Annotated in this window: 18 protein-coding genes; 15 read left to right on the plus strand and 3 right to left on the minus strand. The window is 71.8% G+C overall.

What is annotated here, in order from left to right; translation table 11 throughout:
• Positions 1-96: 96 nt before the first annotated feature.
• From L1785_RS22220 to L1785_RS22245, 6 genes are read left to right on the plus strand one after another with little or no spacing between them, the layout of a single operon-like run.
• Positions 97-1,287 (plus strand): M23 family metallopeptidase, encoded by a 1,191-nt coding sequence (locus L1785_RS22220; protein WP_236091428.1) that lies wholly within the window; start codon positions 97-99, stop codon positions 1,285-1,287.
• Complete coding sequence (locus tag L1785_RS22225) at positions 1,284-1,472, plus strand: hypothetical protein (RefSeq protein WP_236091429.1); 189 nt, start codon at positions 1,284-1,286, stop codon at positions 1,470-1,472. The genes L1785_RS22220 and L1785_RS22225 overlap by 4 nt, the downstream gene beginning before the upstream one ends.
• Positions 1,469-1,735 carry a DUF6112 family protein gene (locus L1785_RS22230; protein ID WP_236091430.1) on the plus strand — a complete coding sequence of 89 codons (267 nt, stop codon included), beginning with the start codon at positions 1,469-1,471 and terminating at the stop codon, positions 1,733-1,735. The genes L1785_RS22225 and L1785_RS22230 overlap by 4 nt, the downstream gene beginning before the upstream one ends.
• Before the next feature lie 17 nt (positions 1,736-1,752).
• Positions 1,753-2,022, plus strand: a complete 270-nt coding sequence (locus L1785_RS22235; RefSeq protein ID WP_236091431.1) for a DUF6112 family protein — start codon at positions 1,753-1,755, stop codon at positions 2,020-2,022.
• Positions 2,022-3,326 (plus strand): conjugal transfer protein TrbL, encoded by a 1,305-nt coding sequence (locus L1785_RS22240; RefSeq protein ID WP_236091432.1) that lies wholly within the window; start codon positions 2,022-2,024, stop codon positions 3,324-3,326. The genes L1785_RS22235 and L1785_RS22240 overlap by 1 nt, the downstream gene beginning before the upstream one ends.
• A complete protein-coding gene (locus L1785_RS22245; RefSeq protein ID WP_236091433.1) occupies positions 3,323-4,762 on the plus strand; it encodes an SCO6880 family protein in 1,440 nt (479 codons plus the stop codon). The genes L1785_RS22240 and L1785_RS22245 overlap by 4 nt, the downstream gene beginning before the upstream one ends.
• Positions 4,763-4,782: 20 nt before the next feature.
• On the opposite strand, the gene L1785_RS22250 is transcribed toward L1785_RS22245, so the two are convergent.
• The gene (locus L1785_RS22250; RefSeq protein ID WP_236091434.1) at positions 4,783-5,052 is read right to left on the minus strand and encodes a helix-turn-helix domain-containing protein; all 270 of its coding nucleotides are present in this window, start codon (positions 5,050-5,052) and stop codon (positions 4,783-4,785) included.
• A gap of 62 nt (positions 5,053-5,114) precedes the next feature.
• On the opposite strand from L1785_RS22250, the gene L1785_RS22255 reads away from it, so the two are divergent.
• From L1785_RS22255 to L1785_RS22265, 3 genes are all read left to right on the plus strand, one after another.
• Positions 5,115-6,077 (plus strand): hypothetical protein, encoded by a 963-nt coding sequence (locus tag L1785_RS22255; RefSeq protein ID WP_236091435.1) that lies wholly within the window; start codon positions 5,115-5,117, stop codon positions 6,075-6,077.
• A gap of 262 nt (positions 6,078-6,339) precedes the next feature.
• Positions 6,340-6,864: a hypothetical protein gene (locus L1785_RS22260; RefSeq protein WP_236091436.1), complete on the plus strand. Its 525-nt coding sequence runs from the start codon at positions 6,340-6,342 to the stop codon at positions 6,862-6,864.
• Complete coding sequence (locus L1785_RS22265) at positions 6,861-8,318, plus strand: VirB4 family type IV secretion system protein (protein WP_236091437.1); 1,458 nt, start codon at positions 6,861-6,863, stop codon at positions 8,316-8,318. Before L1785_RS22260 ends, L1785_RS22265 begins: the two co-directional genes overlap by 4 nt.
• Here L1785_RS22265 and L1785_RS22270 read toward each other — a convergent pair.
• Positions 8,315-10,657: a tetratricopeptide repeat protein gene (locus L1785_RS22270; protein ID WP_236091438.1), complete on the minus strand. Its 2,343-nt coding sequence runs from the start codon at positions 10,655-10,657 to the stop codon at positions 8,315-8,317. The two genes, L1785_RS22265 and L1785_RS22270, sit on opposite strands and share 4 nt — an antisense overlap.
• A 154-nt stretch (positions 10,658-10,811) precedes the next feature.
• Here L1785_RS22270 and L1785_RS22275 point away from each other — a divergent pair, with 154 nt between their 5' ends.
• Entirely contained in the window at positions 10,812-11,447 is a 636-nt protein-coding gene (locus tag L1785_RS22275; protein WP_236091439.1) for a hypothetical protein, read from the plus strand.
• Between the two features lie 11 nt (positions 11,448-11,458).
• Positions 11,459-12,481, plus strand: coding sequence for a DNA-processing protein DprA (gene dprA / locus L1785_RS22280; RefSeq protein WP_236091440.1), 1,023 nt, complete (start codon positions 11,459-11,461; stop codon positions 12,479-12,481).
• Here the strand turns inward: dprA and L1785_RS22285 are convergent.
• Positions 12,426-13,520: a DUF6000 family protein gene (locus L1785_RS22285; protein WP_236091441.1), complete on the minus strand. Its 1,095-nt coding sequence runs from the start codon at positions 13,518-13,520 to the stop codon at positions 12,426-12,428. The genes dprA and L1785_RS22285 overlap by 56 nt on opposite strands.
• A gap of 153 nt (positions 13,521-13,673) precedes the next feature.
• Between L1785_RS22285 and L1785_RS22290 the strand changes: the two genes are divergently transcribed.
• From L1785_RS22290 to L1785_RS22305, 4 genes are all read left to right on the plus strand, one after another.
• Entirely contained in the window at positions 13,674-14,786 is a 1,113-nt protein-coding gene (locus L1785_RS22290; RefSeq protein ID WP_236091442.1) for an ArdC-like ssDNA-binding domain-containing protein, read from the plus strand.
• Positions 14,783-15,475: a hypothetical protein gene (locus L1785_RS22295; RefSeq protein WP_236091443.1), complete on the plus strand. Its 693-nt coding sequence runs from the start codon at positions 14,783-14,785 to the stop codon at positions 15,473-15,475. Before L1785_RS22290 ends, L1785_RS22295 begins: the two co-directional genes overlap by 4 nt.
• 6 nt (positions 15,476-15,481) lie before the next feature.
• Positions 15,482-17,287 (plus strand): type IV secretory system conjugative DNA transfer family protein, encoded by a 1,806-nt coding sequence (locus L1785_RS22300; RefSeq protein WP_236091444.1) that lies wholly within the window; start codon positions 15,482-15,484, stop codon positions 17,285-17,287.
• Positions 17,280-17,977, plus strand: a 698-nt coding sequence (locus tag L1785_RS22305; protein ID WP_236091445.1) for a hypothetical protein, incomplete at its 3' end; no start/stop codon positions are given. The genes L1785_RS22300 and L1785_RS22305, both read left to right, overlap by 8 nt.

Consider the following 17,977-nt stretch of genomic DNA (forward strand, 5'->3'; position numbering starts at 1 on the left):
ACTGACGATGTTCGTCTCCTGCGAGCCGGCGTTGGACGAGTGCTGGCTGCTGCGCCTCGGCGTCCCCGGCACGGTCCTGGAATAGGGGCGTGCCCGATGCACAAGCTGCCCCCGTTCGTGGTCTTCCCGGTGCTCCTGCTCGGGCCGTCCCTCGCGCTGCTCGTGGTCACCGTGTTCGCCTCGGCGAGCACCAGCACGCCGTGCGGTCCTGTCGTCACCGCCGTCCCCGGCGAGGTGACCGCGACCACGACGAGCGGCGCCTCGGTTCGGCTGGACGGGGTCCAGCTCGGCCATGCCGTGACGATCGTCCGCGTCGGCGGCGCCACCGAGGGCGTCGGGCGAGACGGCATCGTTGTGGCGTTGATGGCGGCCCTGGCCGAGTCGCGCCTGCGGATGCTGGCGAACGCCACCGCCTACCCCGAGTCGGCCGGGTTCGCGAACGACGGTGACGGGTCCGACCACGACAGCCTTGGGCTGTTCCAGATGCGCCCGGCGGCCGGATGGGGATCCGTCGCCGAACTGATGGACGCCGACTACCAGGCGCAAGCGTTCTTCGGTGGGCCGGACGGGCCGAACGGCGGGTCGCCCAGAGGGCTGCTCGACATCCCCGGCTGGCAGTCCGTGCCGAAGGGCGTCGCCGCTCAGTCGGTCGAGGTGTCCGCACATTCGGACCGGTACGCCGAGTTCGGGCCGGTCGCCGAGGCGATCCTTGCCTCGCTCACCGCGCCGGGGCCGGGCGAGGCAACTATTGGGCCGTCTGGTTCGTCGGAGATGGTGGAGGCCGCGGCGGACACGCCAGCGGCCTCCACCACGTTCGTGGTGTTCCCGCTCCCCGAGGGGACCTGGCGCTGGACATCGGGGTACGGGCCGCGCATCCACCCCGTCCACGGCACCGCGACCTTCCACGCCGGGGTCGACTACGTGGCCCCGGCTGGGACGCCGGTCCTGGCGGTGGCCGACGGCGTCGTCTCCGACGTCTCCGCCAACCAGCGCAGCGGGAACCTCGTCGTCATCGATCACCGTCTCAACGGACAAGCCGTGGCGACGGCGTACGCACACCTGCTGGGCGGGTCGGTCCTCGTCCGCGAGGGCGACCCGGTCACGGCAGGGCAGCAGATCGCCGCCGTCGGGTCCACCGGCGCGGCGACCGGCCCCCACCTGCACTTCGAGGTCCACCCCGGCGGGTTCTACGCCCCTGTCGACCCCGAACCCTGGCTCGCTGCCCACGCGGCAGGCCAGCTCAAGAAGGCCGCGCCCGCGGCCTGCACCACGGGAGGCGAACGATGAACCAGAAGGCGACCACGGGCGCCGGGCAGATCGAGGACGTCGTGCTGCCCGACACGGACGCGCTGTTCGGGCTGGAACTGCACCGAACGACCGACGGCTGGTCCGCGACCACGACCGGTCCGCACCTGCCGAACGAGCCCCTGCAGCGCGTCTCGTTCCTCAACGACGGGACGCAGAACGCATGAACACCGTCCGCCCGGACTTCGACGCGGTCGCGGGCACCGCGTTCGGCGACGTTGTCGGTGCGCTGCTCACCGCAGCTCTCCTGACTGCGGTCGCGGTGCTGGTGATGAGTGCCATCGCGTGGGCGGTCGCGGCCGCCATGGGTAGCTGGCAGACCGTGGCCAAGGCCCGCACCGGAGTCCTCGTCGCTCTCGGCGGCGCCGCCCTCACGGGGGCGGCGCTCTCGTGGGGCGGCTGGCTCCTCAAGCTCGGCAACCACCTCTGAACCGAAGGGCAAGGATCATGATCGACATCGCCCCCAACACCAATGGGCTGCCTGGTATCGCTGCGCTGCAGAGCGTGGTCGGCGCGCTGATGACCGTCGGGCTGATCTGCGCCGTGCTCGGCGTGATCGTCTCGGCGATCGTCTGGGCACTGGGCGCCAACAGCTCGAACCCGCAGCTCGCGGGCCGGGGCAAGTCCGGCGTCCTGGTCGCGCTCGGCGCGGCGATCATCTGCGGCGCGAGCGTGGCCGCGGTGAACTTCTTCTGGAACGTCGGACAGACGGTCTGATGGTCTGCGACGACCCGATCACCGCCGCCATCTGCCAGCAGGCCTCCGACCGGGCGCCATCCATCGCCGAAGGCGTGCTGGAGGGTCTGGCCGAGATCATGGGCAACACCGCCGCCTGGCTCATCACGAACCTGTGGACCGTGCTGGAGGCGACCACCATGGTCGACCTCACCGGCGACCGGTTCACCCGCGTCCACTCGCTCGTGCTCGGCATCGCGGTCTTCCTCATGCTCGCGTTCTTCCTGCTCCAACTCATCACCGGCATGCTGCGCCGCGAACCCGGGGCACTGGGCCGCGCGGTGGGCGGGCTGGCGAAGTCGGTCCTCGGATCGTTCGTCGTCGTCACCCTGACCGGGACGCTGCTGGAGATCACCGACCAGGTCTGCCTCAGCCTCGTCGCAGCGGCCAGCACCACGATGGAGGACCTGGGCAGGGATCTGGCGTTCGTCGGCACGAGCACGGTCCTGGCCACCGCCATCCCCGGCGTGGGCCCGCTGCTGGCGCTGTTCCTTGCGGGCATGGCGATCGCGGCGGCGTTCATCCTGTGGCTCTCGCTGCTGGTCCGAAGCGCGCTGCTGCTCATCGCCATCGCCCTGGCCCCGCTGGCCCTGGCCGGGTCGTCCTGGGACGCGACCCGCAGCTGGGTGGCCCGGTGGGCGTTCGTCGTCGCGCTGATTGTGTCCAAGCTCGTGATCGTCGTGGTGTTCCTCCTGGCCACCTCTCTGATCACCACACCCATCGCCGGCGACCTGGCCGTGTGGTCGGAGAAGCTCACCGCCGTCGTGCTGCTCGCCGTCGCCGCCTTCGCCCCCTACCTGACGTACAAGCTGGTCAACTTCATGGGGTTCGACATGTACCACGCCATGTCGATCGAGCAGGAGACCAAGGCAGCACTCAACCGGCCCGTGCCCCTCACAGCCGGGTCTGCGGTGGCGGGCGGATTCGTCGGACGCAACGTCCCCAAGGTGCTTGGCCCAGACGGCCGATCGGCCGTCGCGGCCGCTCGATCGGGATCCGGCGCTACCGGGGCGAGCGCGGGGGGTGTGGCCGGTGCCGGGGCTGCCGGTTCGGCGGCCACCGTCGCCGCGCCAGTCATCCTGGGCGCACAGCTGGTCAAGGCGGCCGCGACTGCAGGGCCGAAGGCCGGCGCAGCCGTAGGCGGGATGGTCTGGCAGCAAGCCGGCGCCGCCGCGCAGACCGCGGCGCCACGCGCCGGCGGCGCGGCACCCACCCACCGCGCCCCATCGGGTCCGCCGGTGCCGGACGTGCCGACGGTGCTCCGGGACCCGGGTGAGAGGTCATGACGGCGACGTCCGCCGGCCCGCTGGCGCCGGTGAAGTTCTCCCGGCTCGCCAAGCGTGTGCTCCTGCTCGGCCTGACCGCGGCCCAGGTCGCCGCCCTCGCGGCCGGGGTGCTGCCGCTCATTGCGGCGATCTACCTCGGCGGGATTGGCGTGCAGGCCGCGCTCCCGCTCACCGCGGCCTGCGCCGTGGTGGCGCTGGTGCCGGTGGGCGGGCAACCGCTCGTCGACTGGCTCCCGATCGGCCTCGCGTGGGCGTGGCGATCTGCGAGCGGGCAACTCGAGTACCGCGTCCGCCTGGACCGGCCGCGCCCCGCCGGGACGCTCGCTCTCCCCGGCCGGGCCGCCGCGCTGCGGCTCGTCGAAGACCCCCTCACCGGCGCGGCGCTGGTACACGACCCGCACACCGCGACACTAACCGTCGTCGTGCCGGTGACGTCCTCGGCGTTCACGATGCTCGACCCCGCCGACCAGGCCCGCCGCGTCGCGGCATGGGGAAAGGTCCTGGCAACTACCTGCCGGTCGGGGCGGATCGCCGCCCTGACCGTGACCGAACGGACCCTGCCCGGATCCGGTGCATCGCTGACCGAGTGGTGGCGATCGAACGGGAACGACGACGGGGCGCTGCCCGCCCGGATCTACGGCGAACTCATCGAACGCGCCGGACCGACCGCCGAGCGGCACGAGACGAGCGTGGCGCTGACGCTCGACCTTAAGGCTGCGTCACGAGCCGTGCGTGCCGCCGGCGGCGGGCTCGCAGGGGCCGCAGCGGTGCTGCGCCAGGAAGCCCAGACCCTGGCGACCGCACTGCGCGCGGCAGAGCTGACGGCGTCGGGTCCCCTCGATCCGGCCGCCCTGGCGGTGTGGCTGCGCACCGCGTACGACCCGACCATCACTCCGCTGCTTGAACGCCACGCTGGAGTAGGCAGGGATATCGCGGCCGCAGGTCCTGCGGCGGTGACCGAGACCTGGGGTTCGCTCCGATCCGACGCCGCTTGGCACACTGTTTTATGGATCTCGCAGTGGCCGCAGACCGGCGTCTACCCGGGGTTCCTCGCTCCCTTGCTCCTGACCTCCGGGGTGCAGCGGACGTTCACCATCCGCTACGAGCCCATCCGGGCCGACGTCGCCGCCCGCGATCTGCGGCGCAAGAAGACGGGCCACATCACCGAGGCGGCCCAGCGCGCCAAGGTCGGGCAGGTCGAGGACGCCACCCAGGTCGCCGAGTATGACGACGTGCTGACACAGGAGGCGGACCTCGCCGCCGGCCACGGCGTGCTGCGAGCAACCGGGCTCATCACCGTGTCCGCGGGCGATCCAGACGAGCTGGAGCGCGACGTCGCCGCGATCGAGCAGGCCGCTATCCAGGCCGGCTGCGAGACAAGGCGACTGTGGGGGCAGCAGGCGACCGCGTTCGCGACGGCCGCAGTCGCGACGTAGATCCCCGCTCACACAGGGGCTCAGCGCGCCGCGGTGCTTGCGAGGCCCTGCTCGTCGTACATGGCGTTGGCGGCCTGGGTGACGACGTACTGGTCGCGGACCCAGTGTTCGAATCGGACGTGCTCGATCCGCCAGACCTTCTTCGGCCCGACCTGGATCGCCGGGATGTTCCCGGAGCGCACGAGCCCGTAGACCACGGCCGGTGACACGTCGAGGGTTTCGCACACGTCATCCAGGGTCATGAACCGAGCGGGGCTCTCGCGTTCGTCCGGTGGGAAGAAGACCGTCATACCCCGCATCTTCTCCCGCCATCTTCCGCGACGCACCGGCGGTGTCGCACCACCTGAGGGACATGGACACGAACCACACGCGCGAGCTGACGCGGCGGGCGGGCTCGCTGAAGATCAGCCTCTGGTACGACGGCGTCGAGGACACCCAGTTCCACGGGAGCCGGCACCGGTGGGCCTATCGGCTCGAGGACTCCACCGACCCCTCGTGGGAGCCCGTGCGGGGCGCGGACCTGTACCTGTCGCCGGTCGCGCCGAACACGCACGACGAAGCGATGCGGTCGCTGCTGTCGTTCCTCACGGCCTGCGGCGAGGCGTACTCCTACGAGATGCGGCATCCCGGCAGCGAGCCGGAGAACCTCGGCCTGTTCCCGGACTGGGCGCCCGAGGCCGCCTACCTCAACGGCGACGAGCTGGGGATGCTCGCGCTCGAGCTCGACCAGCTCGATGAACCTGGCCGGGAGGAGCCGGACCCGGCCTACCCGGACGCGCTCGCCGGCGGTGAGATCGACCCCGTCGCCCATGGTGACCCGTCCGAGCGGCTGGGGGCCGTCCCGGATCCGGTCGTGGATCCAGAGCTCGGGTATGCGCTGGAGCACGAGGTCGACGGCCCGGAGGCGACGTGGCCGCCCGCGACCTTCTACGACATCGTGTTCATGCAGGGTGAGGAGGGCTACGCGGCCGTGGACATGATCGAGGAGAACGGCGTTGACGCCGCGATCGAGCACCTGTCCAACTGGGACTTTCAAGAGGAGACCCGCAACACCGCGCTGTTCCACGGCCACGTCTACGATGAGGCGCCCTCCAGCCCGGGCGACCACACCGCCGAGTCCGGGCACTACCGCCTGAGCTGGCACGCCGGGCTGGGGCACGTGAACCTGTTGCGCCGCTTCGACCGGGCCGACGAGCAGCCGGCGTGGTGGCCGGACCGCACCGCCCGCCTGTCCCCGGTCGCGCCCAAGGACGTGGACCCCGAACCACCCGCCCGGCGCAGCGTCGACCGCGGCCCGGGCGGTCCAGACCTGTGAGGCTCCGGGCCGGAGATCTCACCCGGGGCCAAGTTGGACAGCACGGACGCGGGCGGTAGTGTCCGGTCCGGTTCGGCCGCCCCGGGGCTTCGCCCCTGAAGCCCCGGTCTCCTCCCCAGGATCGGCGTTGGTGCAAACACGTTGGCGGCCGACGTGACGGCTCGGAGACCCCCTGCTCCGAGCCGTCACCATCTCCCCGCGCTTGTTCGACGGCGACCGGTACCCACCTCCTCGATGACCAACCCGTTCGAGGAGAGCGACCATGGCGACCTACAGCGATCACTTCGGCGCCGCCGACGCGGCGTACGAGGCCGTGCGCGCACTGGCGCACGCCACGATCCGGTTCGACCACGACGACGAACCCGCGGCAACCCGCCCCGAGCACCCCGAGGACACCTACGCCGTCCTGGGTGACGTGCTCGGGATCGTGCGGTGCCTGTCGCAAGTCGTTCAACACATCGGCGCCGCTCACGACCGCCACGCCGACCTGGCCCGGACCGATGACGGCTCCGCCATCGAGGGCCGCACTCAAGTCCAGGCAGTGCACGCACACGTCCACGAGGCGCTGCTCCACTTCGAGCGCGTCCACACCGAGCTGAACGCCGCGATGAGCGCGTCGGGACGCATCGCCTGGCAGCCGCCCGAGGACCTGACGTTCTCCGCGAGCGGTCCGGTGACGGCGGCCGGCCCGAGCACGACGGCGATCGAGACGCACCGCGCAACGCCGCCCCCGCCCTTGTTCGTGGCATCGGCACGGGCCGCGGCACCAGGCGGGCCGGGCCTGTGAACGCGGCCGGGGAGACCGAGCGGACGCACGTCGCAGCACTGGTTACGCCCTTCAAGGAGTCGTGGCGAGTACGGCGGGACCGCCGCCGGGCGGCCAAGGCGCTCCAGGCCCAGGCGACCACGCGGCCCGAGCCGCCAACCACGCACGAGCGGGTCGACTACCTGCCGCGCAACGGCGAACCGGGACCAGCTGCGCTCCGCTCGCCGATCGGGCTACGGGTGCCCAAGCACCAGGACACGAGCGCGACGTGGAGCGCGGCCTACCCGTTCCTCGCAGGCGGCGGGCTCGGCGCAGACGGCGTGTTCGTCGGCCAGGACCGCACATCCGGCTCCTCGTTCGTGTTTGACCCCTGGGTCCTGTACCAGCAGGGCAAGATCACCGCGCCGAACGTCGTCATCGCCGGCATCGTCGGCGCCGGCAAGAGCGCACTCGCCAAGTCCTTGTACCTGCGCTCGCTCGCGTTCGGACGCCGCGTCTACGTCCCGTGCGACCCGAAGGGCGAACACACTCCCATCGCCGAGGCGGTCGGCGGGAAGGCGATCCAGCTCGGACCGGGCCTGCCCGCGCGGCTCAACCCGCTCGATCCCGGCCCACGACCGTCATCCGTGTCCGACGACGAGTGGGTCACCCAGGTCACGGCCCGCCGCCGCACGCTCCTGGGGGCGCTGGCCGAGACCACGCTCGGGCGGGCGCTGACCCCGGTGGAGCACACCACGATCGACGTCGCCCTGACCGCCGCCATCCGGGCGGACGCCACCCCCGTGCTCCCGCACGTTGTCGACCGGCTCCTCGCACCCAACCGCGACGACGACCCCGGCAGCAGGCTGGCCGAGGACGGGCGCTCCGTCGCCCACGCCCTCCGGCGCCTCGTCGCCGGTGACCTCGCCGGGATGTTCGACGGACCCTCCACCGTCGCCTTCGACCCGTCGCTGCCGATGCTGTCCCTGGACCTGTCCCGCGTCGCGGAGAACTCCACAGCGCTGTCGGTCCTGATGACGTGCGCGTCCGCGTGGATGGAGAGCGCGCTGGCCGACCCGGCGGGTGGGCAGCGATGGGTCGTCTACGACGAGGCGTGGCGCCTCATGGCCCACCCGGCCCTGCTGCGCCGGATGGACGCGCAGTGGCGCCTGGGCCGGCATTACGGGATCGCGAACCTGCTGGTGTTCCACAAGCTGTCAGACCTGGACAACGTGGGAGATCAGGGCTCGGCCGCGCGCGCCATCGCGACATCGCTGCTGGCGAACGCGGAGACTCGGATCATCTACCGGCAGGAGACCGACCAGCTCGGCCCCACCGCCCAGGCGCTCGGGCTGACCGCTGCGGAGCGGGCCAGGCTGCCGTTCCTCGGCGTCGGGGAAGGGCTCTGGAAGATCCGCAACGACGCGACCCTCGTCACCCACCAACTCCACGACGCCGAAGCCGCGCTCTTCGCTACAGACCACGCCATGGGTTAACGAGCCTGACCGCGTGCCTCCGCAAGCCGTTGGCGGACGTCGATCGTCAGCGAGTCGTCAACCCCCTGCACCTCCTCGCAAACCGGCAGTAGCTCAGCCAACAGCCCTGCAGCCTCGGCGGCACGTCCCACGAGCAGCAGGTGCACCCCCTGCCAGGCCTGATAATCCAACGTGATCCGGTCCCGCGGCCCGAACCGCGCCTTGGCCAGGATTGCGTTCCGCTCCGCCAGGTCGATCGACTCCTGGACCCGCCCCGAGGTCCGGTACGCGACAGCAAGGTTGTTGCGCGTGGTCAGTGTGTGGGGTGCGTCCGCCCCCATTACCCGCACTCGGTCGGCGAGGACCTGCTCGAACAGGTCGATCGCCTCCTGGACCCGCCCCGAGGTCCGGTACGCGATGGCGAGGTTGTTGCGGACGGTTAGCGTGCCGGGCGCGTCCGGACCCAGCACCCGCACATGGTCGGCGAGGACCTCCTGGGACAAGTCGATCGCCTCCTGGACCCGCCCCCCATCCTGGTACGCGATGGCGAGGTTGCCTCGTGTGGTCAGCGTGCCGGGCGCGTCCGGACCCAGCACCCGCACATGGTCGGCGAGGACCTCCTCGGACAAGTCGATCGCCTCCTGGACCCGCCCCCCAGCCAGGTACGCGATGGCGAGGTTGCCTCGTGCGGTCAGCGCGTCCGGCGCGTCCGGACCCAGCACCCGGACCCTGTCGGCGAGGACCTGCTCGAGCAGACCGATCGCCTCCTGAACCCGCCCTGACACCCGGTACGTGACGGCGAGGTTGTGGCGCGTGGTCAACGTCTCCGGTGCGTCCGGCCCAAGCACGCGGACATGGTGGGCGAGTGCGCGTTCGTACCAGGCGATGGCCTGCACCACCGCACCCTGCCCCTGAAGGTAGGTGGCCGCCCGGCCGAGCACGTACGACGCGTCAGTGTCGTCCTGCGCTGGGTGCGTGACAATCGTGTACGTCTCCACGGACGGCAGCAGGGCGCGCAACCTGGGCCACGACTCCGGTGCCCCGACGTCAAGGGCTCCGATCGCGCGATCGAGGATGGCGGTCGCCAAAGCCCGCGATCGGTCGACCGTCAGCGCGCTGGGCCACCCAGAAGTAGCGGCGGTCCGGGCGACGGCCTGCACGAGCCGGTGCACGGACACCGTCGTCTTGGTCACGGTGACTAGGTTCCACGCGGCCAGGACCCGCATCGCAGCAGGCACGTCGACGTCGTCGAGCCCGTCGAGCAGGTCCAGGGGCACGTCATCAGGAGCGAGCCACGCCAACACGCCCAGCACCTGCAACGCGCCCGGGGCCTCGACCGTCAGCCGCTCAAGAGTCACGCCCCAGATGCGGGCGACTGTCCGTTCGCCGTCGGAACCGTATGCGCGGGCTTCCAGCGCCGCCGACGGCCGCGACCGCAACAGGTCGAGAAACTGCCCTGGGGACTGACGGGGCGGCTGCCCCAGGAAGGCTCCGACCTGCTCGACCGCCAGCGGCAGGCACCCCAGCTCGTCGACCAGCTCACGAGCACCCTCCCACGCCTCGTCCGCGCCGTGCCCGGCAGTGCGGCCCAGGAGACGTACCGCATCGTTCGGCAGCAGGACCCCGACCTGCCGCACCTGCATGCGCTCTGCGGTCCAGCCGACGGCGAGGCGGGTGGTTATTGCGATCCGCTCCGCCCGAGCCGGGCGCAGCCGCGCCAGGACCGGTTCGACGTCCTTGGGCGCCTCGACGTTGTCCAGGACCAGTAGGAACTCGTCCTGACGGACCAGCCAGGTCAGGGCCTCCCTGGCGAGGTCCTCGGAAGTGTCGCCGGGCAAGTGCAAGCCTCGGGCGGCAGCTGCGAGGTTCTCGGTGACGTTGGTGGCCGAGTCCGCACCGATCCACCAGCACGGGCCGCCTGCGGACTCATGGTCGGCGAAATGCTTCGCGGCCAAGGTCGTCTTGCCGACCCCGCCCAGGCCGTGCAGCACGGCGATCCCAGGGTCCTCACCACCAACGACCCCGTCGAGCCACGCCAGATCCTCCAAACGGCCGGTGAACGCAGCCGTCACCGCCGGGCCAGGCGCCACGGGTGGTGTCTGGCCCCGAACTGACGGCAAGGAGTCCGGCGCCGGCGCAACTGAGGTGCCCGTCGCGTCGCGGCGCACCGCCCTGCGCTCGTGGACGCGGTCGACAACGGCCGTCACCACAGCCGCCGCCAGCACACAGAGGATCGTCACAACGATCCACGGCACCGACCAACGCCCATCGGCCAGCACCTGGTTCGACGTGATGCTGAGCACGGCGCCGAGCGCTATGACGATCAGCGCGACGCCGAACGACCTGCCAAACCCACGCACCCGGCCCCCTGGCAAAGCGTGACGAACGGTGACAGGAAGGCTAGCGCACCACGTTCACGACACCCGGCGACCGCCGGGCACCGTTGGGCGCGGACACGTGGGCGCACCTCACGGATGGGCGGCCCGCACCCTGCGGGCCGGTGAGGAGCAGATCATGTCCACCGAGGAAGAGCTCGACAGAGCTGGTGCCGATGCGATGAAGGGCCACGACCGGCACGACGCGTACGCGGGGAACGCCGTCCTGGCCGAGAAGCTCTGGGGTGCCCTGCGAGGGCTGGGGGTGGAGCGGGGCCGGATGCTGGTCATGGGTGACCACGCCTCCGTGCACGCCGGCCTCTCCGCGAAGGGGAAGGTGTCCAAGTCGATCTACGAGGAGTGGGTCGCCCCCATCCCGCCCGCCGGTGCCGACGGCCGGTTCCCGTGGCCGCACGACATGCTCCGCCCCAGGTCGTTCACCGACGACGACCCGGCGACGCACGACGTCGTCATCGCGAACATGCCCTGGTCGGACCTGCACTACCGCTCGGAGTACGGGCAGGCCAGGCTGCAGCAGATCCACGCCCAGTACCCGGCGGACGAGCCGTTCGACATCGTCCTGCACCACGTCCTGTCACGCATCGTGCGCCACTCGCTCGCCGAAGGTCTGACCGCGGTGTCGGCATCGTGGCACCCGCCGGAGGCCCGCCTCGCCCCCGAAGCGGACCGGTCCGTTCGCGCCCAGGGCGCCAAGGCGCCGTCGGGTCCGACGACGACCCGCCGCACCGGCCCGACCGACGCCCCGAACCTGTGAGGAGACCGGCGATGAACGAGCTCTGGAACCTCGCCTCCGACGAGACCCACGCCCGCGTGCTGCTCGCCCTGGCGACCGCGCCAGGGGATGAGGTCACGGGCCGGCTGGTGGCACAGCATGGCGCCGCCGAGACGGTCCGCCTCGCCCTCGGCGCCCACGCACCCCACGACGACCTGGCGGTCGAGGCATGGCGGGGCGCGACCACGCCCAAGCTCACCGTGAACGCGTTCGGCCGCGCCGTGCAAGCAACCGTGCGTGCGGGCCTGGTCGCCGTGTTCCCCGACAGCCCGCACTGGCCAGCCGGGCTCGACGACCTCGGCCACCGTGCGCCCCTGGTGTTGTGGGCCAAGGGCGACCTCGACCTCCTCACCACCAGAGTCGACCAGCGGGTCGCGGTCACCGGCTCCCGAGCCGCCACCGAGTACGGGCTGGCCATCGGGCGTGACCTGGCCCGCGAGCTGGTCGAACGGGACGTGCAAGTGGTCTCTGGTGGTGCGTTCGGGATCGACACGGCCGCCCACCGGGGCGCCCTCGCCTTTGACGGGCCGACGATCGCGGTCATCCCTGCGGGGCTCGAACACACCTATCCGGCCGCGAACCGCGATCTGCACGCCCGCATCGCCGAGCACGGCCTCCTGCTGTCCGAGCTCCCGCCGAGCACACCTGTCTCCCGCTCGGCATTGCTCGCCCGGAACAGGATCATCGCAGGGCTGTCCGGCGCCACGGTGATCGTCGAGGGCGCCGCCCGGTCCGGGAGCATGCACACCGCCGGCCAGGCCCTCGCCCTCGGCCGCCCCCTCGGCGCGGTCCCCGGCGCCGTCACGAGCGTCGCCAGCGGCGGGCCGCATCTGCTCCTCAAGCGCGGCGCCGCACGCCTGGTAACCGAGGCATCCGACGTCGTGGATCTGCTCGCCGGGCGTCCCGGTGCGCCAGCGCCCGCGGCGGTGGGGCCGGCCCGCGGGCTCGTGCCAGAACCCGTCAGCAGGCAGGCCGTGACCGCACCGAACGGCGCGGCGGGCGGACCTTCGCTGTGAATCCGGAGCATGACCCTGGACAGCGGACCCGAGCAGGGTCTTGCTCATGTTCACCTGGTGCGCGGTCACATCCGCGCGGCCTGGAACGCTTGCTGGAGGTCGCGAGCGATCGCGAGCAACTCCACGAACGCATCGACAGCCCATTCGGGCGAGGGCACTGGCGGACTGCCACCGAGATCCGCAGCGCGGCGTCGTCGTTCTGCGCCTGGGCCATCGCGTTGACGACGGCGTCGCGGACCTCCTCGGTGGGCACTGCCAGGGCGAACCACGCACCCATGGCATTTTCCCGCCATCCTTGCGCCAGCAGCCAGCGCACCTGGTCTGGCGTGACTTTGACGCTCGCGCGCACCAAAGCCCGCTGCAGCCTGGGCGCATGCGCGGTTGCGCCGGCGCCTGCCATCGACAGATAGAACGGCTTGACCAGTCGCCGCCAGATCGTGCTCGAGTCTTTCCGCTCGGCGAGATCGGGCGGGCGGACGCCGACGGGGTCCTGCCCGAGCTCTGCCAGCACGCGGTCGATGTCCTTGCCCGCCTCGCTCGGCACAGGTGAGTACCGCGGAGAGAGCGCCACACGATGCCGTCCGTCGGACAGCTCGACATGGTCCCAGTAGGTCGCCATGCCGGCCCGTACCTGGCCGACGCCGATCAGCAGCTCATCTCGGGGCACTGACCACCGAGGTTCCGCCTCGTCCTTGCCGCTCCACAACTCGACTCGGTCCGGGATCACGACCACCGCTGCAGGGCTGCCACCCCACGCGTTCAGACCTGCCGTCTGCAGACCGAGCGCCTTGCCGGCCGCACGGGAAAGTGTCAGCACGGCGGCGGGAATGACCGTGCTCTCTGGGCGCTTCCCGGACGCGTGCGCCACGACCTGATCAACCTGCCAAGTCAAGGTCCGCATCAGCGGGAGGATCAAAGACAGCGGCCCGACGAGCAATGCCACGACCAGCACGAGCAGCGACGGCAACCCGGCTGCGTCAGCCGCCACGACGAGAACTCCCACGACGGCGAGCATCACCACGACCCAGGCGGTGATCATCCGATTCGCCGTCCAGAAGAAGTTTGATCGCATCCCACGCCTCCCGCGCATCGTCGCAGCGTGAGTCTGCCATCGTGCCGCGTCCGTCAGAACCCCTCCGGGTCAGGGCGCCGTGCGCACACCTGCCTCCCAGAGACGCCGAGGGAGGACATCATGCGCACCGAGGACCGCTCGCCCGAGACTCAGGCCGCCGAGCGGCAGGCGAAGCTGGACGCCCTGCACGAGCAACTAACTGGTGCCGTCGAGCAGCTGGTGACCGGCGAGGACTGGCAGCGCGCGCTGCGGTTCACCGCGAAGTTCCGCAGATACTCGTTCGGGAACTGCCTGCTGCTCTACCAGCAGAGCCTTGCGGCCTACGAAGCCGGCCTGCTGCCCGAGCCATATCCCCAGTTCGTCGCCGGGTACCGGCAGTGGCAGTCCCTCGGACGCTTCGTCCTCAAGGGCGCCAAGTCGTTCCAGATCCTGGCACCGACCACGGCCCGCGTCGCCCTGGCCGACGACGGGACAGTCCGCCGGCTCGCGAAGGGCGAGAAGCCCGGCCCCGGCGAGACCGTCACGACCCGGATGGTGGGAACCAAGGTCGCCCACGTGTTCCCTGCCGAGTTCACCGACGGTGAGCCGTTGCCCGAGACCCCCGTTCCCCAACTCCTCCAGGGGCAGGCGCCGCCCGGGCTGTGGGACGGGCTGGCGGCGCAGATCCAGGCGAAGGGGTTCACGCTCGGCGACGCCCCGAACGCCGCAGCGATCGGCGGTGCCAACGGCGTCACCAAGTTCGGCACGAAGGAGATCCTCGTGCGCGACGACATGGACCCCCTTCAGAGGACCAAGACGCTCGCCCACGAGGTCGGGCACCTCGACGCACACTCGCCGGAAGATCCCGACGTCCCGTCCCACCGCGGCCTGGCCGAGGTTGAGGCCGAAAGCATCGCACTGGTGATCCTCTCGGCCCACAACGCCGACAGCTCGCAGTACACGGTGCCGTACGTGTCCACCTGGGCCTCGCGCGTCGAGGGCGTCGACCCGGTCACCGCGGTCCAGCAGACCGCGGCCAGGGTCCGGTCCGTCGCACTGCAGATCCTCGACCGCCTGGACACCCAGCTCGTGCCCGACGGCGATCCGCCGGGCCTGGCCCGCACCGGGCCCGAGCCCACGCAACCGGCCAAGCCCGCCACTGTGCCCGACGACGGATTGGATCAGCTCGACCTGCGAGGCCAGCACCACGCCCGCCCCGGTTCGGCGGTCATGACCGAAGGAGTCGGACGATGAACGCGCAGCAGCCGGTGAACGTCCGGATCGACGTCGACACCGACGGCCACCTCACCGTGACCGTCGACGATCACGCGTGGGTCCCGCCGGGCCCCGGCGGGGTGGCGCCCGAGGTCGGGCTCGGGCGTACGGACGTCCCGTGGGTCCTTGACCGGCTCCTTGGCGAGCACGGCCGACCGCTGCACGTGGTGCTACTCGACGGCGGGCGGACCTTCACCGACGTCGTCCTGCCCGAGCGCCTCAAGCGCGGCGACCCGTCGTACTCCACCGCCCCGCCCGGGTTCGCACCGGACCGTCACCGCCCGCCGATCGCGTCCCACCGTCACGCCCACCCTGTCGATGGGAGGGCGTCATCGACGCCGTCCGGGCCCAAGCGTGCGGGCGGGTCGGGCTGGTTCGAGGCCGGCGGGTACAACGCGGGTGAGCAGGTCGCGGTCGCGGTGATCGTGACCCGCGTTGCGGCCGACGAGAGCGGCCGGATCTGCCTGATCCTGCCGGCCGCGCTGCGGCCGCTGATCGGGGACGCCGTCGCGATCGGCGAGGAGTCCCGCGAGATCTCCATCAACCAGGCGAGCCAACGGTTCCCCGGCAGGGAGGCCGTGACCGCGGCCCTCAATGGCACCGCGCCCGGCAGCGACGACCTCAACGCCGGCTTCCGCCACCGCGCCGGCCCCGACCTCGGGATGTGAGACGACATGACCACGACGACCTCTGGGCGTACGGGCGGGGACGAGCTGACCAACCTCGCGCTCATGGGCCTTGCGGCGCTGCTGACGCTGTCGGCGGTGTTGCGGTTCGCAGCGAACGTCGCTGCATTCCTCACCGGCCACCCGATGCCCGACGGCGGTCCCGCCACGGGGCTCATGGTCCTCACCGACCCGACCAACCCTGGCGAGGCCTTCGGCGCCGCTGATCTGAACCCGTTCGTGTATTGGCTCGCGGTCACCGTCATGGTCGCCGCGGCGGTCGTGGTGGCGTGGCTGGTGTGGCGGCTCGTCGCGGGACTGCGGACGCCGTCCGCTCACGCGAACAGCCGTGTGGGCCTGGCGACGACGTCGGACCTGGCCCGAACCGCCTCCCCTCGGGCGCTGGTCAAGCGCTCGGGCACCCTGCGCCCCTCGCTCGAGAAGGCGGCCCCGGCCGACGTCGGCTACCTCCTCGGCCACGCCCGCGGACGGCAGGTGTGGGCCAGTGTGGAGGACTCGATGCTCGTCCTGGGCCCGCCGCGCTCGGGCAAGGGCCTGCACCTGGTGATCAACGCCGTGCTCGACGCCCCCGGCGCCGTGGTGACCACCTCCACCCGCCCGGACACCCTGGCGGTCACCCTCGCCGCCCGGCAGCAGGTGGGGCCGGTGGCGGTGTTCGACCCGCAGAAGCTCGCCGAAGGCCTCGGTGAGGGTCTGCGGTGGTCACCGATCCGGGGGTGCGAGGTCCCGCGCCGCGCCATGGTTCGCGCGGCGGGTCTGGCGAAGGACACCGGGATCGGCGGCAAGGGCGTGGAGAGTGGCGCGTTCTGGGAGAACACGACCCGCGGCGCTCTCCAGGCACTGCTGCACGCCGCAGCCCTCGCCGGTCGCACGGCGAAGGACCTGTACGTCTGGTCACTGTCCCCCGCCGCGGCGGCCGACGCCGTCGCGATCCTGCGAGCCCACCCCCGGGCCGCGCACGGGTGGGGCGAAGGCCTCGAGGGCATGCTCAACGGCGAGGGCCGCTCGCGGGACTCGGTCTGGGTCGGCGTCCGCCAGGCGCTGTCCTGCCTGGCCGACCCCGACGTCCTGCACGCCGTCTCCCCCGGACCCGACGAGCACTTCGACCCCGAGGCGTTCCTGCGCAACCGCGGCACCCTCTACCTGCTCGCCACCGGCTCTGGCGCGTCCGCCTCGTCCGCGCTCGTGGCGGCGCTGATTGAGGACCTCACCGAGACCGCCCGCCGGCTCGCCGCCGTCTCACCCGGACAGCGGCTGGACCCGCCCCTGCTGCTGGCCCTGGACGAGATCGGCAACATCGCCCCGCTGCCGTCGCTGCGGTTCCTGATGGCCGATGGCGGCGGCACCGGGATCACCACGATCCCGGTCTTCCAGTCCCTCGCCCAGGCCAGAGACCAGTGGGGACCGGAGTCCGCGTCGGCGATCTGGGACTCCTCGATCGTCAAGGTCATCCTCGGCGGCACCTCGTCGGCCTCAGACCTGCGCGACCTGTCCGCGCTCCTGGGCGAGAAGGACGAGGTCACCGACTCGTGGACCGTCGGCTACGACGGCACCCGATCCCTGCAACGGTCGCTGCGCAGGGTGCCCGTCATGCCGCCGGAGAAGATCCGCACCCTGCCGTTCGGGCAGGGCCTGGTCCTGCTGCGTTCGGCCCCGCCGATCGTGGCCACCCTGCGCCCGTGGACCGGGCGGCAGGACGCCGCGCGCCTGGCCGAAGGGCGCACCGCCCTGGAGAACGAGCTGCGAGCGGGTTCTGGCCCGCGCGTGATGGATGGAGATGACCGCGATGGTTGAGCACAGGATCGGCCTGGGCGAGTACCTGGCCCGTCTTCCGTACCACAGCGGGCACGAGCTCGGGGACGACTACGTCGTCGTGGGGGCACTAGGCACCGACAACCGAACGATCGCGACCGCCGCGATCGAGTGGGTCTTCCCGTTCACCGACGAAGGCGCCGCCCGGCACTGCGCTCAGCACCTCGCCCGGGCACTGCGGGGTGAGGACGTCGGCCACCTGATGGTGGTCGGCTACGGCCCCGCCGGGCCGGAACGGTCCCGGCTCATCGCAACCGAGCTGCGCGACGCGCTCGACGCGACGACGGTGCAGGTCCACATCCAGGACGGGACGTGGCGGACCCGGGCCGGCCTGGCCGGCCCGTGGGGCGTGGCGACCGCCCTGCCGCGCCCGGCCGGCCCGGGCCTGCCAGACCTGGCGGCCACCAAGGACGAGCTCCGCACCTCGATGGCACCCCTGCCCTGGCCCGTGTTCGGCTCACCCAGCCCCGCGACCCTCGCCGGCCTGGAGAAGCTCTCGCCCGCGCTCCGCGCGGACGTCGCCCGCCGGACCCTGGACAACGTGGCCGCAGGCAACGACCCCGTCGCGCAGACGGAGCTCCTCGCGCACCTGGCCACCTCGGACCTGGTCACCCGCGACATCATCCTCGGCCACGCCCTGGACGGGACGGACACCGAGGCCCGCGTCAACGC

Origin of the sequence: Antribacter soli (genome assembly GCF_021568775.1) — a bacterium.
GTDB lineage: Bacteria > Actinomycetota > Actinomycetes > Actinomycetales > Cellulomonadaceae > Antribacter > Antribacter soli.